This window comes from Enterococcus caccae ATCC BAA-1240 (assembly GCF_000407145.1).
Lineage (GTDB): Bacteria > Bacillota > Bacilli > Lactobacillales > Enterococcaceae > Enterococcus_L > Enterococcus_L caccae.
The window spans coordinates 964,651-991,104 of sequence record NZ_KE136473.1 but is presented as its reverse complement, the minus strand read 5'-3'; the positions used below and the strand labels follow the sequence as shown (position 1 = coordinate 991,104).

The 26,454-nt window shown below is 36.7% G+C and carries 20 protein-coding genes, 1 pseudogene and 1 riboswitch; of the genes and pseudogenes, 3 read left to right on the top strand and 18 right to left on the bottom strand.

Features of this window, described 5'->3' with window-relative positions; all coding sequences use genetic code 11:
• Positions 1-27: 27 nt before the first annotated feature.
• From dnaJ to mgtA, 6 genes and pseudogenes are all read right to left on the bottom strand, one after another.
• Complete coding sequence (dnaJ, locus tag I580_RS10215) at positions 28-1,194, bottom strand: molecular chaperone DnaJ (protein WP_010771896.1); 1,167 nt, start codon at positions 1,192-1,194, stop codon at positions 28-30.
• 207 nt (positions 1,195-1,401) lie between these two features.
• The gene (dnaK, locus tag I580_RS10210) at positions 1,402-3,231 is read right to left on the bottom strand and encodes a molecular chaperone DnaK (RefSeq protein WP_010771895.1); all 1,830 of its coding nucleotides are present in this window, start codon (positions 3,229-3,231) and stop codon (positions 1,402-1,404) included.
• Positions 3,232-3,296: 65 nt separating this feature from the next.
• Complete coding sequence (grpE, locus tag I580_RS10205) at positions 3,297-3,860, bottom strand: nucleotide exchange factor GrpE (RefSeq protein ID WP_034860226.1); 564 nt, start codon at positions 3,858-3,860, stop codon at positions 3,297-3,299.
• Positions 3,861-3,902: 42 nt separating this feature from the next.
• On the bottom strand, positions 3,903-4,946 hold the full coding sequence (gene hrcA / locus I580_RS10200) for a heat-inducible transcriptional repressor HrcA (protein ID WP_010771893.1): 1,044 nt from the start codon (positions 4,944-4,946) through the stop codon (positions 3,903-3,905).
• Positions 4,947-5,128: 182 nt separating this feature from the next.
• Positions 5,129-6,289, bottom strand: a complete 1,161-nt coding sequence (gene hemW, locus I580_RS10195) for a radical SAM family heme chaperone HemW (RefSeq protein ID WP_010771892.1) — start codon at positions 6,287-6,289, stop codon at positions 5,129-5,131.
• Positions 6,290-6,515: 226 nt separating this feature from the next.
• A pseudogene (gene mgtA, locus I580_RS10190) lies at positions 6,516-9,206 on the bottom strand (magnesium-translocating P-type ATPase); the annotation flags it as partial.
• Between the two features lie 86 nt (positions 9,207-9,292).
• Positions 9,293-9,463: riboswitch (M-box (ykoK) riboswitch) on the bottom strand.
• Between the two features lie 590 nt (positions 9,464-10,053).
• Between mgtA and I580_RS10185 the strand changes: the two are divergent.
• Positions 10,054-10,935, top strand: coding sequence for a LysR family transcriptional regulator (locus I580_RS10185; protein WP_010771890.1), 882 nt, complete (start codon positions 10,054-10,056; stop codon positions 10,933-10,935).
• A 26-nt stretch (positions 10,936-10,961) separates the two neighbouring features.
• Complete coding sequence (locus I580_RS10180; RefSeq protein WP_010771889.1) at positions 10,962-11,855, top strand: LysR family transcriptional regulator; 894 nt, start codon at positions 10,962-10,964, stop codon at positions 11,853-11,855.
• A 173-nt stretch (positions 11,856-12,028) separates the two neighbouring features.
• On the opposite strand, the gene ribF is transcribed toward I580_RS10180, so the two are convergent.
• The 10 genes from ribF to rimP form a co-directional block, all read right to left on the bottom strand.
• Positions 12,029-12,964, bottom strand: a complete 936-nt coding sequence (gene ribF, locus I580_RS10175) for a riboflavin biosynthesis protein RibF (protein WP_010771888.1) — start codon at positions 12,962-12,964, stop codon at positions 12,029-12,031.
• A gap of 17 nt (positions 12,965-12,981) precedes the next feature.
• Complete coding sequence (gene truB / locus I580_RS10170) at positions 12,982-13,902, bottom strand: tRNA pseudouridine(55) synthase TruB (protein WP_010771887.1); 921 nt, start codon at positions 13,900-13,902, stop codon at positions 12,982-12,984.
• 226 nt (positions 13,903-14,128) lie between these two features.
• Entirely contained in the window at positions 14,129-15,385 is a 1,257-nt protein-coding gene (locus tag I580_RS10165; RefSeq protein WP_010771886.1) for a coiled-coil domain-containing protein, read from the bottom strand.
• A 611-nt stretch (positions 15,386-15,996) separates the two neighbouring features.
• Positions 15,997-16,506 (bottom strand): hypothetical protein, encoded by a 510-nt coding sequence (locus I580_RS10160; protein WP_010771884.1) that lies wholly within the window; start codon positions 16,504-16,506, stop codon positions 15,997-15,999.
• Between the two features lie 113 nt (positions 16,507-16,619).
• A complete protein-coding gene (gene rbfA / locus I580_RS10155; RefSeq protein WP_010771883.1) occupies positions 16,620-16,967 on the bottom strand; it encodes a 30S ribosome-binding factor RbfA in 348 nt (115 codons plus the stop codon).
• 33 nt (positions 16,968-17,000) lie between these two features.
• Positions 17,001-19,568 (bottom strand): translation initiation factor IF-2, encoded by a 2,568-nt coding sequence (gene infB, locus I580_RS10150; protein WP_010771882.1) that lies wholly within the window; start codon positions 19,566-19,568, stop codon positions 17,001-17,003.
• 12 nt (positions 19,569-19,580) lie between these two features.
• Positions 19,581-19,883: a YlxQ-related RNA-binding protein gene (locus tag I580_RS10145; RefSeq protein WP_010771881.1), complete on the bottom strand. Its 303-nt coding sequence runs from the start codon at positions 19,881-19,883 to the stop codon at positions 19,581-19,583.
• Positions 19,876-20,172 (bottom strand): RNase P modulator RnpM, encoded by a 297-nt coding sequence (rnpM, locus tag I580_RS10140; RefSeq protein WP_010771880.1) that lies wholly within the window; start codon positions 20,170-20,172, stop codon positions 19,876-19,878. The genes I580_RS10145 and rnpM overlap by 8 nt, the downstream gene beginning before the upstream one ends.
• A gap of 18 nt (positions 20,173-20,190) precedes the next feature.
• A complete protein-coding gene (gene nusA / locus I580_RS10135) occupies positions 20,191-21,360 on the bottom strand; it encodes a transcription termination factor NusA (protein WP_010771879.1) in 1,170 nt (389 codons plus the stop codon).
• Between the two features lie 127 nt (positions 21,361-21,487).
• Positions 21,488-21,961 (bottom strand): ribosome maturation factor RimP, encoded by a 474-nt coding sequence (gene rimP / locus I580_RS10130; RefSeq protein WP_010771878.1) that lies wholly within the window; start codon positions 21,959-21,961, stop codon positions 21,488-21,490.
• Between the two features lie 330 nt (positions 21,962-22,291).
• Between rimP and rnhC the strand changes: the two genes are divergently transcribed.
• Positions 22,292-23,215 (top strand): ribonuclease HIII, encoded by a 924-nt coding sequence (gene rnhC, locus I580_RS10125; protein WP_010771877.1) that lies wholly within the window; start codon positions 22,292-22,294, stop codon positions 23,213-23,215.
• A gap of 241 nt (positions 23,216-23,456) precedes the next feature.
• On the opposite strand, the gene budA is transcribed toward rnhC, so the two are convergent.
• Positions 23,457-24,170 carry an acetolactate decarboxylase gene (gene budA, locus I580_RS10120; protein WP_010771876.1) on the bottom strand — a complete coding sequence of 238 codons (714 nt, stop codon included), beginning with the start codon at positions 24,168-24,170 and terminating at the stop codon, positions 23,457-23,459.
• A gap of 13 nt (positions 24,171-24,183) precedes the next feature.
• On the bottom strand, positions 24,184-25,848 hold the full coding sequence (gene alsS, locus I580_RS10115) for an acetolactate synthase AlsS (protein ID WP_010771875.1): 1,665 nt from the start codon (positions 25,846-25,848) through the stop codon (positions 24,184-24,186).
• Positions 25,849-26,454 lie beyond the last annotated feature (606 nt).

Sequence of the window (26,454 nt, the reverse complement as noted above, 5' to 3'; positions counted from 1 at the left end):
AATGGCACATGCTGAGATGCTTTCTAGTTATTTCTTTTTCTTACCGCCAAAAGCATCTTTCATTTTATCAAAGAAACCTTCTTCTTGCTGTTCACTTACGGTTTGACCGCCAGCTTTAGCAAATGTGCGTAATGCTTCTTTTTGTTCTTCATTCAAGTTTTTAGGCGTAATGATTTTGACCTTCACATGTTGGTCACCATTAGCACCACCTCGCAAGCGCGGGGCACCTTTGCCGCGTAAACGGAAGTTCGTTTCAGTCTGTGTACCAGCTGGGATTTTTAATTTTACATCTCCATGAACTGTTGGTACTTTGACTTCATCACCAAGTGCTGCTTGAACAAAGCTTAGTGGTAATTCATAGTAAATTTCAGATCCTTCACGATCAAAAATATTACTTTCTTCTACACTGAATACAACGTAAAGATCACCATAAGGTCCACCATTACTACCAGCTTCCCCTTGATTTGCCAAACGCATTTGTTGGCCATCTTCTACTCCAGCTGGAACGTTGACTTTCACTTTATGCGCTTTTTTCTCATGTCCAGTTCCGTGACATGTTGGACAAAGTTCTTTGATTTCTTTACCAGTACCATGACACACATCACATGTTTGGCGGCTCATTACACGACCAAGTGGTGTTTGACGTTCAACATTGATCGAACCTGATCCATGGCACTTATGACAAGTTTCTGGATGTGTACCTGGTTTAGCACCATTCCCACCACATGTACTACAATTATCTTCACGGTTATATTTGATTTCTTTTTCTACACCAAAAATAGCTTCTTCAAACTTAAGGTTGACTGTATATTGTAAGTCCGCTCCTTGTCTTGGTGCTGACGGGTCTACACTGCGAGAACCGCCACCAAAGAATGAATCGAAAATATCTTCAAATCCACCAAAACCACTGCTTGAGAAGCCGCCACCGCCAAAGCCACCGAAACCACCAGCACCACCGCCGTAATTCGGATCAGTACCTGCATGACCATATTGATCATAGGCCGCTTTTTTCTGAGGATCGCTTAACACTTCATAGGCTTCTGAAACTTCTTTAAATTTATCTTCTGCATCTGCTTCTTTATTGATATCTGGGTGATATTGCTTAGAAAGCTTACGGTAAGCTTTTTTTATTTCATCATCTGAAGCACCTTTGGCAAGGCCTAGTACTTCATAATAATCTCTTTTCGTAGCCATTAGTTCCCCTCCAACTATTATTCCATCTATTCCAAAAAAGGATCGACGCCAACTTATTTGTATAAAAACATCGTTGTAATCATACCACAAATCACGCAAAAGCAAAATAGCTTCACTTAATTTGCTTGTTAATATTCTCTACAAATAAAGATAGGCAAAGACCAAAGCGATGACTTTGGTCTTTGCCAGCTTGTTAACGATCAATAATTATTTGTCGTCGCCTTCTACTTCTTCAAAGTCAGCATCTACAACATCATCTGCTCCACCTTGTGCAGCTTCAGGATTTTCTTGCGCTTGTTGTTGCGCTGCTTGTTCATAAAGTTTTACTGTTAAGTTTTGAACGATTTCGTTTAATGAATCACGTTTTTCTTTCATTTGTTCGATATCATTCGCCTCAACAGCTGCTTTTAACTCATCACGAGCATCTTCTGCTTTTTTCACTTCATCAGCGTCTACTTTGCCTTCTAATTCTTTCAATGTTTTATCAACAGTGAATAACAAAGCATCAACATCGTTACGTAAGTCAACTTCTTCTTTACGTGCTTTATCTGCTTCAGCATTTGATTCAGCGTCTTTCACCATACGTTCGATTTCATCATCTGATAAACCTGAAGAAGATTTGATTGTGATTGTTTGCTCTTTTTGTGTTCCTAAATCTTTTGCACGTACGTTTACAATACCATTTTTATCGATATCAAAACTTACTTCGATTTGAGGCACACCACGAGGAGCGGCTGGAATATCTGTTAATTGGAAACGACCTAATGTTTTGTTATCAGCTGACATTGGACGTTCACCTTGTAATACGTGAATATCAACGGCTGGTTGATTGTCTGCTGCTGTTGAGAAGACTTGTGATTTACTTGTTGGGATCGTTGTATTACGATCGATCAATTTAGTAAACACGCCACCCATTGTTTCAATACCTAATGATAATGGTGTTACGTCTAATAATACAACATCTTTAACATCACCAGTGATAACCCCACCTTGAATTGCAGCACCCATTGCGACTACTTCATCTGGGTTCACTGATTTATTAGGTTCTTTGTTTGTTTCTTTACGAACAGCTTCTACTACAGCAGGAATACGTGTAGATCCACCAACTAAGATTACTTCGTCGATTTCAGAAGGGTTCAAGCCAGCATCTTTCAATGCTTGACGTACAGGTGTTTTTGTACGTTCTACTAAGTCACTTGTTAATTCATCAAATTTCGCACGAGTTAAGTTCATTTCTAAGTGTAATGGACCAGCGTCTCCTGCTGTGATAAACGGTAAGCTGATTTGAGTTGAAGTAACACCTGATAAATCTTTTTTCGCTTTTTCTGCAGCGTCTTTCAAACGTTGAACAGCCATTTTATCTTTAGATAAATCAACACCATTTTCTTTTTTGAATTCTGCTACCATGTAGTCGATGATTTTGTTATCAAAGTCATCCCCACCTAATTCGTTATCACCGGCAGTTGATAATACGTCGAATACGCCATCCCCTAATTCAAGGATCGATACGTCAAATGTACCACCACCAAGGTCAAATACTAAGACTTTTTCGTCTTTATCTGTTTTATCTAAACCGTAAGCTAATGCTGCAGCTGTTGGTTCGTTAACAATACGTTCTACTTCTAAACCAGCGATTTTACCAGCGTCTTTTGTTGCTTGACGTTGCGCATCGTTGAAGTAAGCTGGAACTGTAATAACAGCTTTATCCACTTTTTCACCTAGATATTCTTCTGCAAAGCCTTTTAAGTATTGTAAAATCATCGCAGAAATTTCTTGAGGTGTATAAGATTTGCCGTCAGCTTCTACTTTGTAGCCAGCTTCGCCCATATGACGTTTGATTGATGCAATTGTATGTGGGTTTGTCACTGCTTGACGTTTTGCCACTTCACCAACTTGGATTTCGCCATTTTTAAATGATACTACTGAAGGTGTTGTACGGTTACCTTCTGGATTTGCAATGATTTTTGCTTCTCCGCCTTCTAATACTGCAACTGCTGAGTTTGTTGTTCCTAAGTCAATACCAATAATTTTACTCATAATGAATGATCTCCTATCTTCTATTTTAATTTTTTCAATTTATATTATGCAAACATTCCTTGTTGTTACTGTGCAACAACAACCATGCTTGCTCGTAAAACACGATCATGTAACTTATAGCCTTTTTGCAAGACTTCTACGATTGTATCTGCAGGTGTATCATCACTTGCTGGAATCGTTTGGACTGCTTGATGTAAATTAGGATCGAATACTTCGCCCATTGTTGGAATTTCTTCAATACCTTCTTCTTTCAGTGCAGCTTGTACACTTTCAAGAACCATCGAGATGCCTTTTTTCAAGCTTGCGCCTTGTTCATCATCGACTTCTATTGCCATCGCACGTTCTAAGTTATCAATCGAAGGCAATAATTTTTTACCTAAATCTTGCGAACGATAACGAACGAGCAGTTCACGTTCATTTTTGAAACGATTGCTCATATTAGCAATTTCAGCGCGAGCTCTTAAGAATTTATCTTCCATTTCAGATAATTCAGCTTGGGTATTTTCTAGTTCTGTCATTTCAGCTTCGACTTCAGAAACACCTGAATCATCGATTGCTTCCATATGTTCTTCTTGAATTTCTTCGGTTGTTTCTTCTTTATTACTCACTCTAGCAACTTCCCTTCTCATTTCCGTAGAATTATTAGAATTCTATATTTTTCATTTTGCTACTTATTCGTCAAGAAAACGATAATAAGCACCAAGTTTTGAAGCTAGTTCATCGCGAAAAACATCTACTAAACCAAACATTTTCGAATACGGCATACTTGTTGGTCCTAGCAATGCAATTGTGCCCTTGCCATGCCCTGTCACTTCGTAAGTAGCAGTGATCATGCTCATATTCTCTAATAAATCATTACCGATCTCTGAACCGATTCGAATCGCAATTTGTGTGTCTCGATTCTCATCTGTCGTCAGTAAGTGTGTAATCGCATCGGTATTTTGCATAAAGGAATAAACTGACTTTAATTGATCAAGGTCTTTTTCAACACCGAAATTGAATAGATTCATTCGACCACTCACAAAAACTTTTTCCTCAAAAGCATGCCCTAACATAGCATCAAACAATTTCATCATACCATCTGGTGTTTGAAAATAACGATGTAAAATCATCGGAATTTCCGTTCTCAAACGATGATAAACGGTCAACAGGGGTTGCCCCACCAATTTATCATTGATGATCTGGGTCATCTTTTCTAAATCTTGACTTGAAACGGATGCTGGAATCGCGAATACTTGACTTTCCACATTTCCTTTGTCGGTTACGATAATCGCAATGATTTGTCGTTCATTCAATGGGACAATCCGAAAGCCAGTCAATCGGCGTTCCTTTACTTCAGGTCCTAATGAAAAAGCTGTGTAGCTTGTTAAATCAGAAAGAATTTCTGCTGACTGTTCGATGATATCATTGATTTCATGAAATTCTCTCCCAAACGAATGGCGAATCGTTTCTAACTCATCACGTTCGATTTCAGCAGGACTCAATAAATGATCCACGTAGTAGCGATAACCATCCATTGACGGGATTCTTCCGGAAGATGAATGTGTCTTTAGCAATAATCCATGTTCTTCTAAAGCTTTCATATCGTTACGAATTGTTGCTGAACTTGACTTAATTCCGTCTTCCATCAATTTCTTTGAGCCTACAGGATTCCCTGTATTTGTATATTCTTGGATGATAAGTCGCAAAATATTCTTTTGTCTTTCAGTTATCATAGTTACCACCCTTCATTAGCACTCTTGTTATCCAAGTGCTAATACAATTATTAATATAGCAAGATTTTCCTGAATTGTCAAGAGAAAAACACACTTTTTTAGCACTCTTTATCTAAGAGTGCTAAAAAGCAAAAAAAACGAAGCTAGCGCAATCAAATCGCTAGTTTCGCTTCAAAACTAAATCATTTTTCTTTATCAATTAAAAATGCTTCAAAAACATCGTTTCCTACAAAAAGCCCTTGTTCTGTTAATTGGATATACTCTTCATTTTCAAGAACTAAACCTTTTTGAATCAAGCCCGGTATGGTTTCTTGATACACTTGATTTAAAGACAAACCAAATTTTTCTTTGAATCGCGTTTTTGAAACGCCCATTTTTTTCCGTAACCCTAAGAATAATTCTTCTTCCATTTGATTATTCAATGTCAGAATCTCAGTTTCAACTGTTGGTAGTTGATTGTCCTTAAGCGGCTTCAAATAATGCTGGATCGGACCATGATTTTTATACCGAGTATGCCCTAAATAGCCACTAGCTCCCGCACCGAATCCATAATAGTGATCATTGTTCCAATACACTAAATTGTGCTGACTTTCTTGGCCTTTTAAAGCAAAATTACTTACCTCATATTGATGACGGCCAGCATTTTCCATCGCAATAATCGTTTCTTCAAACATTTGCGCCTCAATATCTTGATCTGGCAACTGCAAACGTCCTTGGCGAACCCAATTCATAAACATGGTTTTATTTTCCAAAATCAAAGAATACAGTGAATAATGAGGTAAATCAAGTTCAATTGCACGTCGCAATGTATCTCTAAAGCCTTCCAAGGTCTGACCTGGTAATGCATAGATTAAATCAATACTGACATTTAAAAAATCTTCCTTTTCTAAAAATTTCATTGTTTCATACACATCTTCTGCCGTATGCTTGCGTCCAATTTTTTTCAACAGTTGATTGTCGAATGTCTGAACACCCATAGACAAACGATTCACACCATACTCTTTCATCACGCGCAACTTTTCTTGCGTTAAATCACCTGGATTTGCTTCTATTGTAAACTCATTTGCGACATCGATTGGTAATAACTCCCGCACGCCCTTTAGCAATACATCTAATTGTTTCGCTGATAATGAAGTCGGTGTCCCGCCTCCTATGTATATCGTTTCAGTTGTCTTGCTAGGATATTGCTCCTTTGTCAAACGAATTTCTTGCAAAAGCCTTTGGATATATTCATCGACTGGTTGTCCTTCCAAAAAAACTTTATTAAAGTCGCAGTAGAAACAAATATGTTCACAAAAGGGGATATGTATGTAAGCTGAAATCTTAGTATTATCGTTTTTCAATTTTTATTCCTCCAATTTTAAAGACTCCTAAATAGACATACCTTTATATAGAAGACGTCTCTTATCTTACCATATACCGTCATAAAATGTTCTAATTTGGTTCAATAAAGTTTTTCTTCCTTACTCTACCCTCTTCATGAATACCTATACAAAATAGCACCTTAGGTCTTTTAGGAAACCAAGGTGCTATCACTCATTTATGATGCAGCTTTGAACAAAAGTTTAACTATAATAACTCTTGGTATTTTCTGATATAGATTTTTTTAATCATTGTTACTAAAACTAAATAAGCAATAATCGTTGGCATTAGATAAAAGAAATAGTTTCCTGGTAATGGCGCAAAACCAATACTTGCTCCAAGCGATGTGAAGGGCAAAATCGTTCCAACTAAAATTCCAATTGACGTTACCAAGGTTAAGATCCCAGATGCTCTGCTTTGAAGAAATGGTATTTTAGGGGTTCTCAATACATGAAGTACCAACATTTGAGACCATAATGACTCGATAAACCAACCTGCATGGAAAACAGCAATAAATAGTAGTTGCTTGTCAGCGGTCAACGAGAAGAAACTACCACCTAAAATCGCTGGGCAAATAATAAAGTACATAAATAAATATGTTACGATATCGAAAACAGAACTTGTTGGTCCAAACCATTTCATGAATGAACCAATCGATTTTGCTTCCCATTTTCTAGGCTTTTCTACATATTCGGCATCTACATTATCCCAAGGTACAGACATACACGATGTATCATAAATCAGATTCAAAAAAAGTGATTGTATCGGTGCTACTGGTAGAAAAGGTAAAAAGATACTAGCTGGGATAACCGAAAATACATTGCCAAAATTTGAGCTTGCTGTCATTTTGATATATTTCATCGTATTGCTAAATACTCTGCGACCAGATATAATTCCTTTTTCTAAAACCATCAAGTCTTTTTGCAATAAAATGACATCGGCTGATTCTTTGGCAATGTCTACTGCTGTATCAACAGAAATTCCAACATCTGACACTTTCATCGCACCAGCATCATTAATTCCGTCTCCCATAAAGCCGACTGTCTGGTCACTTTTTTTCAGCGCCTTAACAATTTTAGTTTTTTGATCTGGCGTTACCTTTGCGAAGATATTGTACTCATTGACCGTTTGTTTTAATTCGATCTCAGAAAGTTTTGCAATAGCTGAACCATTGATTATTTTTTCAGATCCTAGACCGACTTCTTTACAGACTGAGCAGGTGACCAACTCATTATCCCCTGTTAATATTTTTACAGAAACGCCATTATTTTTCAACGCTTTAATTGCTGTTGATGCAGTTTCTTTAGGTGGGTCTAAGAATGCTAGGTACCCTTGCAGGATCAGTCCTTTTTCATCTTTAACTGAATAGTCACCTAATTGATTGTTGACTTCTCTATCCGCAATCGCCAAAACGCGCAAACCATCTTCATTTAATTCGTTTACTGTTTTTAATACTTGTTTTTTTATTTTAGAGGTAATTGGAATAACTTCTCCATGCTGATTGATATGAGAACACGCTTGTAGCATTTCGTCAACAGCTCCTTTAGTGATCAAGAAGCTTTGATTAGACCTTCTATTTTTAACGACCACGCTCATTCTTCTGCGATTAAAGTCAAACGGAATTTCATCGATTTTAAAATAGTCTTCTTCATCAATAGACAGTTCTTTTGAAGTGGCTTCAATGATTGCTTTATCGATTAAATTACGAAGACCTGTTTGAAAGTAACTATTTAAAAATGCCGATTGTAAGACTTCACGATCTTCTTGACACGAGGTATTGTAATGATATTCTAAAATCACTTTATCTTGTGTTAACGTGCCTGTCTTATCCGTACATAGAATATCCATAGCACCAAAGTTTTGAATGGCGTTGACGTTTTTCATGATCGTGCCCTCTTTTGCCATATCTCTAGAGCCTTTAACTAAATTAGTCGTAACGATCATGGGTAACATTTCTGGTGTAAGACCCACTGCTGTCGCAATCGCAAACATCAATGCTTCGCTCCAATTGCCTTTCGTGATTCCGTTAATTAAAAAGACTGCTGGTGTAATCACCAGCATAAAACGAATCAATAACCAAGTCGTTTTATTTACACCTAATTCAAAACTGGTTTTTTTCTCATCATCTGCTATATCTTGGGCAATCTTCCCAAATAATGTATTGTCTCCAACACGAACTGCTACCCCAACACCGCTACCACTGACCACATTACTCCCTAGGAATAATAGATTTTCAAAATCAGTTTGATTGTTATTTGTAGAAACAACATTCTTCACTTTCTTCTCAACAGGAAAGCTCTCACCAGTCATCGCTGATTGCGATACAAATAAATCTTTGGCCTGAATCAAGCGCAAATCCGCTGGAATCATATCTCCAGCTGAAAGTTTCACTAAATCTCCACAAACAACTTCATCTACGGGAATTTCCATTTCTTTATTTTCTCTAGTGACTGTTGCAGTAATTTGGATCATATTTTGCAGTTTGCTGACAGCATTACTGGACTTCACTGATTGGACTAACGTCATTGTCCCACTTAATAAAACCATAACAAGCATGATCAAAACACCAGCTAGATCCTTTTCACTTGGCTCTGCGTAAAGATACTCAGTAAAAAACGTAATCGTTGCCAAGATCATTAATACAACTGTAAATGGTGTAACGTAGGATTTTATCACTGTATAAATAAACGATTTCTTTTTGTCATCAGTGATTTTATTGACACCAAATTTTTCCTTTGAACGTTGAACTTCTCTGGCTTTCAATCCATCCCAGGAAGAGGAAAAGCTTTCTAAGACATTATCAATCGATAGATTTGCTAATTTTTGATAGGCTTTTTCATGGATCATGTTCTTTATTTCTTTTTGCATCTGAATTGTCCTCTTTTCTGTTTGTTGATTTCTGCTTTATCGAACTATCTTCTGGCATGTTAACCACATCCTTTCCACGAAAAAGAGCGCACTGAAAACTCAGCCCGCTTTGCCGTGAGTCTTCGTAATCGTTGAGTTTTGGCACTATACAACGTAAAAAGCATGTGCTTTTAGCTACCTTAAGAAAAGCCTTCGTTCGACAATTCCTGTTCTACCCATTGGCGTCTCTCGACATTTTTGGGCAGTAGCCTGTGTTTGTATAGGAGCCTCACCTAACAAGAAGAATTACACTATCATTCTAATGATTTAAATTATTATTTTATAGTCCCAAAAAATGATAGTGCTATAACTTTTTTTGAATGTTCCTGCACTCTTTATTTGATAACCGTCGTTAAACGAATAGTGATATGACTTAAATAGAATAGTCTATTTTGCCTTTTATCTATATGATAGTTATATAAACGAACTTCCCAACTTCGTTTATATAGATATCCATACTCCTTTTTTACAATGTAAACTCTGATAAATACCACTTCGTATTCCCACGAAGTGGTATTTATTTTCTCCTTGAATCAAAAAAAGAATGACACTATAAGTAAAATGGTATGGTTTAACGTTCCCTTCACATTTATACTAAAGAAGTAAATTGTTTGTTTACAGTGTAGAAGCAAAAAAGTTCATCGTTTCTTATCAGTGTATAATAGGCTGATAAAGGCTCCTTCAATTGGTTTGCTATCACCAGTTGAAGGAGCCTTTTCCTTTTCATTTGATCTACTATTAATTTTTTATATAATTTTTCAAAAAAAGTACTATTTCAGTAAAACTTATTTTATCTTGATATAAGGTTAGGTTTTAACAGTGTGAAGGAGATGAGAAAATGAAACTAAAACACTTAGACTATTTTTTAGCATTATGTAAAAACAAGAGTTTTACAAAAACTTCTGAGGAGTTGGATATTTCACAGCCTTATTTAAGCACTCATATTCGAGAATTAGAACAGGAACTAAACGCTCAATTAATAACAAGAGATTATGGAAACAACACCTTAACACCTGAAGGTTTGGTTTTAAAAAAACGAGGAGAGACAATTTTTCAGGAATTGGATAAGGCAGTCACTGCAATCGACTTACTTGTCCATACTGGAGAAACAGCAACAATCAGAATTGGCACTAATTTGGCCGATACAGATTATTTGATTGCTCGATCCTTAACGAGTTTTCATCGATCTTATCCATCTGTCTCACTTGATTATGGGTATTACAATGATTTAGAAGGAATGCTTGAAAACAAAGAAATCGATATTGCAATTGGTATTTTATCAGATGAAAATGCCACTATTACGAGTGAATTGATTTTTTCTGAATCTTATGTCGTTTTCACTAGTATCAAAAATAAGCTGGCAGATTTGAGCGAATTATCAGCGAGTCATTTGCAAACTCTGCCTCTAATCAATTATTCAAACCAAATCTATGAAAAAAAAATAATTGATTCATGGATCGAGTCGAATCAGCCAGAACTTAAAAACAATCTTATTTATGAACTGCCATCAACCATTTCTATCTTAAATTTAGTTGATCAAGATTTTGGTGTAGCATTTCTCCCTTATTCATTAGCAGATTCACTTCCTACTTATTTAGATATTACTTCTGTTGAAATAATAGATGGACCTTTTAGAAATATTTCCATTGGCTATTCTTCAAATAGTCAGCTTTCGAAAACACATGAATATTTAATTTCGCAACTTCAATTTATCTTTTAAGCGTTCTATTGAAAGGAGGAAAAACAATGGAACTATTACATTTAAATTATTTTTTAGCACTCTGCGAACAAAAACAATTTACCAGAGCAAGTAATTCACTTGGAATTTCACAAGCTGCACTGAGTAAACAAATAAAGAACCTTGAAGATGAATTTGGAACGGCTCTCTTTTTAAGAAATGGTTCCACCTGCCAGCTCACTCCTGCTGGTAAAATTTTAGAAACCCATTGTTGGCGGATCAAACAAGAAATGTTTTATATTCAGGAGGAGATAAACGACCTTTCATCCACAGAGGGCTCTATTTCAACTACAATCAATGTCTCACTTTTTTTAAATGATCTAGAATTTAAATTAAATGATACCCTGTCTACCCTATTTCACGAGTACAAACAACTAAAAGTAAACACAATTATTTCAGATAATATTTTCAATTCACTCACTACATTAGAATCTGATATCGGGATTGGTCCATCTATAAGCAATAGTCCATCAACCATTCATAAACTCGACATTTATTCAAATGAGTATCAATTGATCGTTCGACGTGACCATCCACTTTTAGAACATGCAACTATTACGTTAGATTTATTTGACGATTATCCTTTTGTTTTTTTTAATCAACGATTTCTTGAAACAAAAATAATTTACGATTGGATGCAGGAGAACTTTCCTACACGGTCTCAACAACATGACATTCAAGTTGATACAACTGAATTAATCCTTTATATGGTCAGCAATTCGAATTCCTTCTCCATTGTTCCACAATACTTAGAAGGCCACTTAGATGCTTTAAATATTACTGCAATCAATCACAAAAGCCTTCCGATGAGGACGATGTCCATTTATTACCTTAAAAATAAGTATATGAGCACGCAATTAAAACAAACAATATCCTTATTTACTAATCCCTCATTTCACTAATTTTTATTACTTGGGAACAATTCTGTCAGAGTAGTCAAGGTGAACCATCCTTAAAAGGATATAGTGTTATTACTCTTTTAACTAAAAAAGCTAAATAAGCAGCTTTCAAACGTTTCGCTGTTTATTTAGCTTATTTTTAACACTTAGCCCGAAAAGAAACGTCTGAAAATTTTTTACAAAAAGTAGTCAACTGTATCTCGTTCATCTTGTTTAAGTTGTACAATCAAACTCTCAGCTCCATCAAATTTAACTTGATCACGTAAATAATGATTCCAGCGAACAGTAACTTGCTCACCATAAATATCTTGATGAAAATCTAAAATATATACTTCTACTGTAAGATCACGACCGTCACCAAACGTATCATTATGACCGATTGACCCCATACCAATATGCCAAGTGTCACCGACTTTAATTTTCACCGCATAGACACCGATTCTAGGTAAACGCACAGTGCTTTTCACTTTGATATTGGCAGTTGGAAATCCTAACAAACGACCTCTGGCATCCCCATGAACGACTGTACCATCTGTTTCATAGACATAGCCTAATAATTCAGTAACATCTTCCATTCTACCATGTTCCATCAACTCACGAATCCGTGTTGAACTGATTTTTGTACCACCTAATTCTTCTTTGCTTACAGTAGCAACCTCAAAACGATCTTTGGCATACACCGGTAAATGAGCAACATCTGCGATGTCTTTAGGTCCATAGGTATAATCAAAGCCCGAAACGGCAACTTTTGCATGAAGACCAACAATATATTGATCCACAAATTCTTGTGGCGCTAAATGGGCAAAAGCAGACGTAAATTCAATCACATATAAAATATCTACCCCTTGGCCTTCCATCAATCGTTCCTTTTGTTCTAAACTATTCAAGTACTTCATGTTTTCAGGTAAAACTTTTTGAAAAACGATAGATGGATGTTGATTGAACGTCATTACGGCTAATTTTAAGCCCTTTTTTTGTGCAATTTTTTTACCTGTTTCGATTACTTTTTGGTGTCCACGATGAACACCATCAAAAAAGCCTAATACCATAACAACTTCATCTGGTGGGATTTGATCTGTGGTATATGGATGTCGGATTGGAATGATTTGCATGATAAAACTTCTTTCTATTAATTATTTCTTAATACCTTGCTAGGTTTTAATACATTCTGCTTTGTTGGATGTGCCATATATAAACTCACAACTTGGTCTTGATAAAATAGCGCGACTAAATCTTTCGGCATTTCTTTTAGAGATAATTCCGTTGGAGTCAAACGAACACCATTTTTAACTTTTTGATATAATTCAGTAGATATATTGATTCGCGGGAAATGTTCAATCGCTGTTTCAATCGGTAATAACGTTTCAGCGATCCTATCTTGTTCCATTATCTCCGCAACTTGTGCTAACGTCAGACATTGTTCTGCTGTCAAACCACCACTTGCAGTGCGAGTTAAATCAGACATGTGTGCTGGAACACCTAAAACAAGCCCTGTATCTACAGATAACGTCCGGACATACGTCCCTTTACCACACACCACTTTAAAGCGCCAGCTTTGCGTTCCTTTTGCTTTGTCAAATTCTGGTTCACTTGTTCGTTCAAAAGAATAAATCATTGCTTTTCTGACCGGGCGTTCGACTGCCTCGCCATTTCTAGCATATTCATAAAGACGTTTGCCATTGACTTTGACTGCTGAAAACATTGGCGGAATTTGAGTGATTTCGCCCTGCATCGTTTGCATCGCAGCGTCGATTTCGTCTTTTGAATACGGGGTAGCAAGAGTAACTTGTTCAACCATTTCCCCACTGGCATCTTCTGTTGTTGTAGAAAAACCAAGGGTGATCTCCCCCTCATAAGTCTTGCCAGAATCCACCATATATTCAATTACTTTAGTTCCTTTACCGATGCAAATGGGTAATACACCAGATACATCTGGATCAAGTGTCCCACCATGACCAACTTTTTTCGTATGTAAAATTTTCCTTAGTTTAAAAACACAGTCATGACTCGTCATGCCTGCTTCTTTCCATAAAGGTAAAATACCGTCCATTGTTTTCCTCCATTAGATTATTAACTTATATATTATAGCATAGAAGCTAGCTAAAATTCATTTTTAAAAAACGGGATTTAACAGCGACTGACAGAATCGACAAAACTGACATTTAAAATGAATTGTCTTGAGCAAAGGCAAAAAAACATGAAGCAAAACAAATTATGACGTTTTGCTTCATGTTCCTTTTATTAATTCAAAATGAATTTCTTTTAATAGAGCTTTTTTAGGCAGAGTGACCCACAATTACGTCACCTGCGTATCCAAATCCAACACGTGTCATACCAGGATTTAATTCCCAATCGCGATGACCAGTTCCAGATGGCGATGTCATGTTTGTTTCATTATACCATGCCATGATGACAGAGTTACCTGGTGCAAACATAAACGCAATCACTTCGTCTCCTCTGTTCCAATGATCTGATGGTACTTGCAAATCCTGCATGATTGACGCGCGGCTGCTAGCTGCAGCAGCAAGTCCTGCATCCCAACTCACAGGATTCAATCCATGAGCCGCCCGTAAAGAATTTAGAGCTTGGAATGTTGCATCACCAGACGTAACAGGTGGTGTGACTGGATCAACAGGTTTTTCTGATGGACCAGTAGTTTCTTGATTACCAGCATTGTTCCCACCGCTAGGAGTATCAATTGATTCGTTGGTCTCACCACTATTAGATGGTGCTGTAGTTGCACTATTAGCCGTTTCACTCTCAGCTGTTGTTTTTTCTGCTACTTTTGAAGCATCAGATTTAACAGTTTCAACTTTTTTGGCTTCTTTCTTTTTCGCTTCCGTTTCAAGTTGTGCTTTTAATGCTTCTTGTTGTTGTTTCAACAATGCATTTTTTGAACTTTCAGCACCTGATGTTTTAGAATCAACTTCCGCTTTTAACACATTCAACTCTGCTTGTTTGGCAACTAGATTTTCTTTTTCTTGTTCAAGTTGAGCAGTCGCTTCTTCTATAGATGCTAAATTAGTTTGGATGTTCGTTTTTTTCGTTTCAACAAGTTTTTTGTCTTCTTTTTGTTGTTTCACTAAATCATTATTCGCCGTTAAAATTGAAGAAATAGCTTGAACTCGTCCGACTGCATCTGAAATCGATTCTGAATTTAAAAGCATATCCAGAATTTGAGTCCCTTGTCCATTTACTTGAACATTTCTTCCTTGTTTTTGAATTGCTTCTGTTCGTTTATTGATTCGCACATCTAGTGCAGCAATGTCTTTTTTTAGTTGTTCAGATTCTTTGGTTAATTCTGTTTTTTGTTTATTAAGCGAAACTCCTTCATCAAAAATCGAAGAAATTTCTTCTTCTAATGAGCTAATTTGTGCCGTTACTCCCTTTTGTTTCTCTTTCAATGCCGAAATTTCTTTATCTTGTTGTTCTATTTTTTTATCAGTTGTTTCGGCGAAAGAACTAATTGGTGCCACAGTCGCTCCAATTGTGACTAAGCCAACGATTAGTAATGATAAATTCTTTTTCTTCACTATTAACCCTCCATTTTTATCAACAGTTTCTCGATTCAGTCCTATACTACAATATAATAGCATATATCTCATTGATTTGATTGATAAAAGTATTACAGTTTCTTTCAATATGGTTACAAAAGAATAAGTACATTACAAAATAACTGAATTATTTTAGCATAATAAAAAAAGTCTAACTTTTGGGTCTAACAACAGAATCATTATCCAAAATCGACTTTTTATAAAAGTCCAGTTAATAAGCTTTTACGTGGCAGTTCTTTAAAGCGATCTACATGATGGTATATTGTATCAACTTAGTACCAGTTTAATGGAGCAGTATAGCGAATAAAATGATTAATATACTCGTTTTTAGAATCCACCTTATTAATTTCAAAAGTAAACTTGTTGGTTTCCGATTCAATATCACTTACAAAAAAGTTATTACCTGAAACAGTAACGGGCATTTCTGCACCTTCGACATTATAAGCTTTAACATTTAAAACAGCATTATTGAATTGTTTTGAATACGTTACGGGATTTCCAACAATTGCACTTCTATTTTTTTCGAAACAGCAATTGGAGTCATTCCATCAACTTCTCCACTCATATTTAGTTGTTCAACATTGTTCAATTCATTGAAAGGGGGTTAAATCTAAAACAGGTAATACGCCCCCATCAAAAATTCTTAATTTCTTAAGATTTTTCACAAATGAAACATCTACAGCTTTTTTACTAACTGGGTCTTCAGTATCAGGAAAATAATATAACTGAATATATTGTAAATTTTCCATCCCACCAAGAGGTCGATAATCTATAATGTTATTAAACATCAATAACGATATCCCTTTAACATCTTTAATTTCTTGAAGTCCCTCTAGGGAAGTGGATTCTTCATATTGATTTGAAAAAATGATATGATCTTCTTTTATTTGCGCCAAGTGCGTTGATGTCGGCAATTCATTCTCTACATTATTATTTTCTTCGCTATGACTGATCTCTTTAATTACTTGTTCACGAATTCCTGCAGATGGTATATAAACTTTTTTCTCATCCGCTTCTCCATATTTACCAACTAAAATACCCAAGCCAAACAAAGATAACATCCCAACACCTATCAACCATTTGCGACTCTTTTTCATCATCTAATTCCTCCTTTCATTATTAAATATAGTATACATAAAGTATATAAAACAACAATATGATCTAAATAAAAAAGAAAGTATCTTCTTTTTAATAAGAAGATACTTTCTTTTTTCTATTCTTGATTCAATTTACGAATCAATTCATCAATATGATTACCATATTGCACGGATTCATCTTTTACAAAAATCAGTTCAGGTGTTTTATACAATGTTAAACGTTGACCTAATTCTTTACGGATCAATCCTTTGGCTTTATCCAATCCTTGTTGCGCTTTTTGGTGATCAGAAGCTAGATCAGATAACAAACTGTAATAAATCGTTGCTTGCTGTAGATCACCTGTTACGCGAACATCCGTAATCGTAATATCTTGCACACGTGGGTCTCTAACACGTTTTCTCAATATATCATTGATTTCACGCATAATCTCTTGGCCTACTCGGCGGTCACGATAATTTGCCATACTGTTTCTCCTTCTCTCTATTTTTATTTGTTATTATTGTTTGATTTCTTCCATAACAAAGCCTTCGATAACATCATCTACTTTAAGATCGTTGAAGTTTTCAACCATAGCACCACATTCAAAGCCAAGTTTTACTTCTTTAGCATCGTCTTTGAAACGTTTCAAGCTAGCTAGTTTGCCTTCAAAGATCACGATACCATCACGAATCACACGTACACCACTATCACGGCGGATAGAGCCTTCGGTTACGTAACAACCAGCGATTGTTCCAACTTTAGATACTTTATAAAGTTCACGAACCGTCATTTGACCTGTAATTTTCTCTTCAAATTCAGGATCTAGCATCCCTTTCATCGCTGTTTCGATTTCTTCAATTGCTTTATAGATGATACGGTGTAAACGAATATCCACTTCTTCTTGCTCGGCTTGTTGTTTCGCTTGAGGTGTCGGACGAACGTTAAAACCAATAATGATCGCATTACTTGCTGCAGCAAGTGTTACATCACTTTCATTGATAGCTCCAACTGCCGAGTGAACGATTTTCACACGAACGCCAGCAACTTCGATTTTTTGTAAGCTTGCCGCTAACGCTTCTGCTGTGCCTTGTACATCAGCTTTGATAATCACGTTAACATCTTTCAATTCGCCTTCTTTTAGACTTTCAAATAAGTTGTCTAATGTTACACGATTGTTTGATGAACGTTGTTCTAGAACGGCACGTTTGCCACGTTCTTCACCTGCTTGACGAGCTGTTTTTTCATCTTCAAAGACTACAAAACGATCGCCTGCTTGGGGCACATCATTCAAACCAGTGATTTCAACTGGTGTTGCTGGACCTACTGCTTTGTCACGACGGCCAAGGTCATTGGTCATAACACGGACACGTCCAAATGTATTTCCGACAACGATCGGATCTCCAACTCGTAATGAACCTTGTTGAACAAGTAATGTAGCAACAGGACCTTTTCCTTTATCTAAACGGGCTTCGATCACTGTACCGATCGCACGTTGTGTTGGATCTGCTTTCAAGTCTTCTACTTCAGCAATTAAAAGAATGTTTTCTAATAATTCTTCAATGTTTTGGTTGAATTTCGCTGAAATATTTACGAAGATTGTATCTCCACCCCATTCTTCAGGAATTAAGCCATGTTCACTTAATTCTTGTTTTACGTGATCAGGGTTAGCACCTGGTTTATCTACTTTGTTAACTGCAACGATAATTGGCACTTCTGCTGCTTTAGCATGGTTAATCGCTTCTACTGTTTGTGGCATTACACCGTCATCAGCTGCGACAACTAAGATCGTAATATCTGTGATACCTGCTCCACGAGCACGCATACTTGTAAACGCAGCATGTCCTGGTGTATCCAAGAAAGTAATTGGCTTGCCATCGATATCAATTTGGTAGGCACCGATATGTTGCGTAATACCACCTGCTTCACCTGAAGTTACGCGTGAATTACGTAATGTATCTAGAAGCGTTGTTTTACCATGGTCAACGTGTCCCATAATTGTCACAACGGGTGGGCGAGTTACAAGATTTTCTTCAACTAATGCTTCTGGTTCGAAGAATTTATCGATATCAGCGACATCTACTTGAACTTTTTCTTGTGGCTCCATACCATAATCTACAGCTAGTAATTCAATCGTCTCTTTATCTAGTGATTGGTTTTGATTGACCATAACGCCCATCATAAATAGTTTTTTGATGATTTCAGCTGGTTCGCGGTGAATCTTCTTCGCAATATCTGCCACGTTCATTCCCTCTGTATATTCTAATACATCTGGTAATTCACGGAACTTACGAGCTGGCACTGCTGGTTTTGTTGATTCTTGGTACTTGCCTTTTTTACCTTTTTTGTTGAATCTGTTGCGGTTTTGATTGTTATAACCATTACGGTTACGATTTTGACCGCCGCCTCCGAAACTGTTGTTTCTGTTTCCAGAGTTTGTATTATTACGATTTTGATTTCCTTGAGTGTTGTTGCTATTTTGTCCTTGTTGCGGACGATTTTGCTGTCCTGTTTGTGTCGCTGGACGGTTTTGGTTTGCGTTTTGCGTATTGCTTTGTGCCGGACGATTTTGATTATTGTTACGATTTTGATTATTTTGTTGTCCTTGTTGTGCTGGACGGTTTTGATTTTGGTTGTTTTGCTGCGGACGATTTTGTTGTCCTTGGTTTGAACGGTTTTGAGTCATATTTTGGCTGCTTCCTTGCATGTTACGATTTTGGTTGTTACGATTTTGATTATTTTGTTGTCCTTGTTGTGTAGGACGGTTTTGATTATTTTGTTGCGGACGATTTTGCTGTCCGCTATTTTGATTTTGGTTTGGTCTATTTCCATTTTGGTTAGCTGGTTTTGGATTTGCTGGTTTTGGTTGCCCTTGACCACTTTGTGTTTGTGGTTTCGCAGCGGGTTTTTGTTGTGTATTTGCAGGCTTGTTCCCTCCAAATGAGTTACGAAGTTTCGATTCGTCCTCAGCAGAAATCGCGCCCATGTGATTTTTCACATCCATACCTAAAGCATGTGCTTTTTCGACAACATCTTTACTTGATTGATTCATTTCTTTTGCTAGTTCATAAATTCTTTTTTTCCCCATGCAATCACCTTCCTAACCTTTGATTAGTTCCTTGAATTTCTTCGCAAAGCCTTGATCGTTAATGCCGATCACCATACGGGTTTTGCCAATCGCATGGCTTAACTCTGCTTGAAAAAAAGTTTCATTACAAGGAACATTGTAATAAGAACATTTGTCCTTAATTTTTTTTCTTGTATTCTCACTAGCATCCGAGGCAACAAAAACGAATTTCGCTTTGTTACTACGAATATCTCCGATTGTCAATTCTTCACCGGTTACTAGTTTTCCAGCTCTCATAGCCAAACCTAATAGACTTAATATTTTTTCTTTATCCATTGCCAAACAACTCATTACGTGCTTTTTGATGTTCAACATAGTCTAATAATTCTTGGTAAAACGTATCTGTCAATGTTGTTTCCAACACACGGTCTAAAATGTGTTTATCCCACGCTTCTTGAACTTCTTTAGGTTCAAGTGAAACATAAGCTCCTCGACCTGGCATTTTACCTGTAGGATCGATCGCAACTTCGCCTTCTTTAGAGCGTGTAATTCGAACTAATTCTTTTTTGGGTTTCATTTCACCTGAAACAACAGATTTACGCATTGGGATTTTTCTTTTTTTCATTTGATTCCCTCCAAATGGTTAAACTTGTTCTTCGTCTTCTGCTGTTTTTTCAAACTCAACGTTCTCATAATCATCAGCAGTCATATCGGATGCTACGATTGCCTCATCATGTGTTTCTTCATCAGGAGTTTCTGCAAGTTGTGCATAATAGTCTTCCATTTCAGATTCAGGTTTGATATCGATTTTAAAGCCAGTCAATTTAGCTGCTAAACGAGCATTTTGACCTCTTTTACCGATGGCAAGTGATAACTGATAATCTGGAACAACTACAGTACAAGCTTTATTGTTATTTGGATCAAAAATAACGTCTACAACCTGTGCTGGATTCAATGCATTGCTGATGAATACCGCTGGGTCTTCGCTCCATTCAACGATGTCCATATTTTCACCTTTTAATTCGTTAACGATTGCTTGAACACGTTGTCCTTTTGGACCTACACATGTTCCAACAGGATCAATATTTGGATCAGTCGAGCGAACTGAAACTTTCGAACGATCGCCTGCTTCGCGAGCGATACTAACGATTTCTACAATTCCATCATACACTTCTGGGATTTCTTGTTCAAATAATCGCTTCAACAAATCTGGATGACTACGACTAACAAAAACTTGTGGTCCTTTTGATGTATTTTCAACTCTTGAAACGTACACTTTGATACGATCATGTGGTTGATAGAATTCATTTGGCATTTGGTCTTGCTTAGACAAAACAGCTTCTATCTTACCCAAGTTTACATAAATATAACGACGGTCTTGTCTTTCAACAATCCCTTGCATGATATCATTTTCATACTCACTAAATTCATTGTAGATAATATTTCTTTCAGCTTCACGCACACGTTGTAAAATAACTTGTTTCGCTGTTTGCGCTGCAATGCGGCCAAAATCTTTTGGCGTCACTTCAAAACGGATCTTGTCGCCCATCTCGTAAGCTTTATTTACTTCCATCGCTTCTTTTAATGATACTTCAAGTTGCGAATCAAAGACTTCTTCTGTTACTTCTTTAACAGCATACACATGGATGTTGCCTTTTTTACTGTCAAATTCTACTTCAACGTTTTGGGCTTGCCCATAATGTCTTTTATATGCGGAAACTAACGCTGCTTCCAACGCATCAATCACGATCTCTTTAGAAATACCTTTTTCAGCTTCTAATGCATCTAGTGCATTTAACATTTCTTTGCTCATTTTTTTATCATTTCCTCCTACTATCTAAATGAAAGGTGAACGGAGCTGATCAACCTTTTACTGGCTGATACTTGCATCTCGTGATAAGCAAAAACGATAACGTTTCGCTTTATGTTTTCATACTTACTTAAAACTGAATTGCTAAACGAGCTTTTGCAATGTTTTTTCGTTCAAATGTATACTCTTTGACTCTTGTTTTGATTTTGACTGTCAGGGTCAACTGATCTTTATCAACTGTTTTTAAGATACCTTCAAATTGCTTTTCACCATCGATCGTTTGATAAAGTGAAACATGAATGTATTCTCCAACTGCTTTTTCATAGTCGCTTTCTTTTTTCAACGGACGTTCAGCTCCCGGAGAGGACACTTCCAGAAAGTATGCTTGGGGAATTGGGTCAGGATCTATAGCATCAAGCTTTTCATCTAGCTGCTCACTGACAAGTGCGCAGTCTAGAATATCAATACCGCCTTCTTTATCGATAAAGACACGGAGAAACCAGTCTCTTCCTTCCTTGACAAACTCTACTTCTACAAGTTCAAAATTTTGTTTTTCTAAGATCGGCGTGACTAACTCGGTAACAGTTTCCACAACACTACTCAAAATTTTCGCCTCCTTCGAGATTTATGTAACGTACTAGATTTTTTTAAACCTGATTCATGCAGCTAGGTCTTAAAAACACAAGACAAATCAACATTTCCTTATGTTTTCTTCCTGGGTTACTCCATTAAAAAGAGTGAGCAGAAATCCGCTCACTCAAACTAGTATCATTACTTATAATATATTCTACCATAGATTGTCTGAAAACTCAAATCTACGTTATTAGAATGCGATTGTTCTCAATTGATTTTTAAGTTAGTACTAAAGAATCATACTTCACTTTTTTATTTTTTTGTTTTACTATAGATAAGAAGATTTGAAAGGAGCACCACTATGTCTCAAACTCAGGTAATCAAAGTAACAAAAGATACAATGAAAAAAATGAAATCATACTACGAAAAGAATCGTTTAAATAGAAACGTTCCATATTCTGACTTTGTTGCAAAGGTCGGTAACACAACGATTACAGCGTATACCTCTGGAAAAATCGTCTTTCAAGGGCCAGACGCTGAAAAGATTGCTGCTAAATGGGGACCTATTCAAAATAGCAATGCAATTTCGTCTTCAAAAAACTCCAGTGTACTTCCAGCAAATTTCAGTCAACTTTCCGTTTTAGGAAGTGATGAAGTTGGTAACGGAAGTTACTTTGGACCTGTCACAGTATGTGCTGCTTATGTTGACAAAACGATGGTGGCAAAATTAAAAGCACTCGGCGTAAGAGATTCGAAAGAATTAACTGATCCTCAAATCGTTCAACTTTCATCTGTCATCAAAGAGTTGATCCCATATAAATTATTGATTGTGGAACCAGAAAAATACAACCGAATTCAACCTAAATACAATGCCGTTCACATGAAAGTCGCCTTGCATAACCAAGCAATCTATCTACTTTTAAACGAAATAGCACCAACCAAACCTGAAGCAATCTTGATCGATCAATTTACACCAGAAACAAATTATAAAAAATATGTGCGGAGTGAACAAAATCAAGTCCGCGAAAAACTCACCTTTATTACGAAAGGTGAGCAGTATCATGTGGCAGTTGCTGCCGCTTCAATTATTAGCCGAGCAGCATTTTTGGAAGAATTAGAGAAAGAGTCTAAAGAATTGGGTATGAAAGTTCCTTCCGGTGCTGGAGCCACTTCTGATAAAGTAGCAGCAGCAGTCTTAGCCAAAGGTGGTATGTCCTTACTTAGTAAATATGTCAAACTCCATTTTGCAAATACTGAAAAAGCGAAAAAAATCGCTACTAAATAGAACGAAGTCGAGACAAAAACGCTTATCTCTGAATCCTTCAACGCTTAGTGCTTTAGCACTTGAAAATAAAGGGCGTAAGGTGTTTGAAAGACCCTTGTATTGTACATCAATGAATTACGTCGTTTTTCGTGATGTACAACAATAGAATCAAAGTGTAACGTAGTAGCTGATTTTCCCTTGCCGTTTATTCGTATTTAAAAAGCTGGACAAAACTGTCTATCCGTTTTGTCCAGCCCTCTTTCTATTCTGCCTCTTGAATTTCTTTATCCAAATCAGCATAATCAATCGCTGTATGAATAAACGTTTCATCGTTTTTAGGAAAATGTTGTAATAAAGAATCCATCGGTTCAATTTCAACCTTTCCTGTTTCCAATTCAAAATCCATCAAATGCCCGCCAAACGTCTGCTCATCGTCAATAAAATGTAAATGAAAATCTGCCGCTGCAACCCCTTGAAACAATTCTGGGGTAAAAAAACCAACTATTGTCCCCATAACATTTTCTTTGACAAACTCAGGTTGTTCTTTGGATACTTCAACTAATCGCTTATACGGTTTTTCTTGCTTTGGCATCGCTCGAATATGCACTTCTTTGAACTTCCCGTGAATTTTAATTGCGTGAAAAAGATTCTCACTCTTCAATTGTTCACGAATCAACGTGTTGATTTGCAAATTATTTACAGTATGCTCCACTTGAAACTTGATTACTGGTTTAAAAGTTGTTACCGCAGCATAAGGCGTTTTTTGTTTTGCACTGATTGCAATCAGTGCACCATCTTCTCTTCCTTGGTAAGCCTTCCCATCTAAAATAATCAATTCTCCATCCAAACCAGCTAAAGTACCAATTCCAAAATCACCTTTTTCCAAAATAGTAGCGATTGTTTCAGTCCCATCCATTAAACCAGCCATCAGCGCACCTAGCGTTCCATGTTGGTATAAAACTGCTTCTTTTGTCATTCTTATCACCCTTCTAATAAAACTGATCTGGTAAAATTGTTTCACCCAGTTTTTCGTTGTCTTGATAATCAATTGGAATATCGATCACAACAGGTCCTTCGGTTTCGATTCCAGTTAAAATGGCTGTTCTTAATTCATCAACGTTATTTGCTCGCAATCCTTTTGCTCCAAAGGCTTCAGCATATTTCACAAAATCAACTGGTCCAAAATCAACGCCAGAAATCCGATGGTATTTTAGTTGTTCTTGAAATTCAACCATATTATAGCGTCCATCATTCCAAATCAAATGAATGATATTCAGTTTTTTACGGACCGCTGTTTCAAGATCTTGGGCAGAAAACAAGAATCCACCATCCCCTGATACAGAGATAATTTGTGTATTTGGCCGAACCAACGCTGCAGAAATTGCCCAAGGAAGCGCCACACCCAGCGTTTGCATCCCATTACTAAAAAGCAAATGTCTAGGTTCATAACTTCTAAAATGGCGCGCCATCCAGATATAGTGACTCCCTACATCAACTGTAACAGTCATTTCATCTGTTACAATAGTTTGCAAAGTATCAATAACTTCTAAAGGATGAATCAACCCATTTTCTACTTGCTCTTTTACATCATCCCGTTTGACTAATTTTTCCTGTAATACATTCAAATACTCTATCGCTTTTTTTGATAAGGTTTTGGCCTCAATACTTGGCAAAAGAACGTTCAATGTCTCCGCAATATCGCCAATCAATTCTCGTTGAGGTTGAAAATACTGATCGATTTCTGCTGGCGTATCATCAATCACAATGATTTGAGCATCCCCTTCGGCATTCCAATTTCTTGCCTCATACTCAATCGGATCATAACCGACAGCAATGACTAAATCACTGCGCTTTAATAACATATCTCCCGGCTGATTACGAAACAACCCGATCCGTCCAAAAAAATGAGCTTCCAATTCTCTTGAAATCACTCCAGCTGCTTGAAACGTTTCAACCACTGGAATTTTAGTTTTCTCAACAATTTTACGAATTGCTTTTGCTTCTTTTTCAGTAGATGCTCTCATGCCGACTAATAAAACTGGTAACTCGGCTGCTTGAATCATTTGTGAAAGGTACGCGATATCTTCAGTCGAAGCAGAACCAATTTTAGGATCACTTAATGGTTTAATACTAGCTGATTCAACCAGTCCGTCTACCACATCTTGAGGAATACTGATGAAACTAGCTCCTTTTTTAGAAGATTTCGCTAGTCTATAAGCATTTGCTAAAACTTCAGAAATAGTCTCTGGGTCTTGAATTTCTGCACTGTATTTGGTAATTGGCTCAAACAAAGCGGCATTGTTCATGCTTTGATGTGTTAATTTTAATAAATCACGACGTTTCACCTGGCCGCCAATAGCCAGTACAGGATCACCTTCTGCTGTTGCTGTGACCAATCCTGTCGCAAGGTTACTAGCGCCTGGACCACTCGTCGCAACGACTACACCAGGCTTTCCAGTCAAACGTCCAACAGCTGCTGCCATAAACGCTGCATTTTGTTCATGACGTGTTACGATCAATTCTGGACCATCATCAACTAATGCATTAAACAGACCATCGATCTTCGCTCCTGGTATTCCAAAAACATATTCAACTTCATGATTTTTCAAACTTTCTACAATCACTTCAGCGCCATTTCTGCTTTTTTCCGCCATGTGTTACACTCCTTTTAAAATCATGTTTCATTACAAATCAAACCTTAATATAAAAAAAAAAAATCATGTCCTAATATATTAAAACACATTTTTATAATACAGTTTAAAAACCTGTATCACTCTTATGATTATAGCACGCAATCTTTTTTTTGTTTAATAATTTGTTTGTCCAAAAACAAAGCAGCATACAATGTTTTGCGTCTCACAACTGTTCAATAATCTACTCTAGATCATCCAAGCATTTCCCCACCTCTAAGCAGTTACTTGGATAATCGCGAGATGTTTCTTCTTAGGAGAAACAACAATCAATGTATCTGCAATTTTTTTATTGTCTTACTCGTTTCAAGACTTTCAGCGTTAGTTGATATATTACTTTGAATCATCTTAGATTCCAGTTGATTATCATTTATGTCAGCACAGACTTTGCCATATAAGTTTAAGAAAGAGTAAAGAACATGACCGTTGCTTCTTTAACTTAAAACTTAGAAAAAGTATGCGTTTTTCAGATAATTAGAAACAAACGAATCTGTGACAGGCTTCCATTTTGCAAATAATATAACAACAATCGTTCTTTTATTGCACAACGTTTAATTATAAAAAAATTAA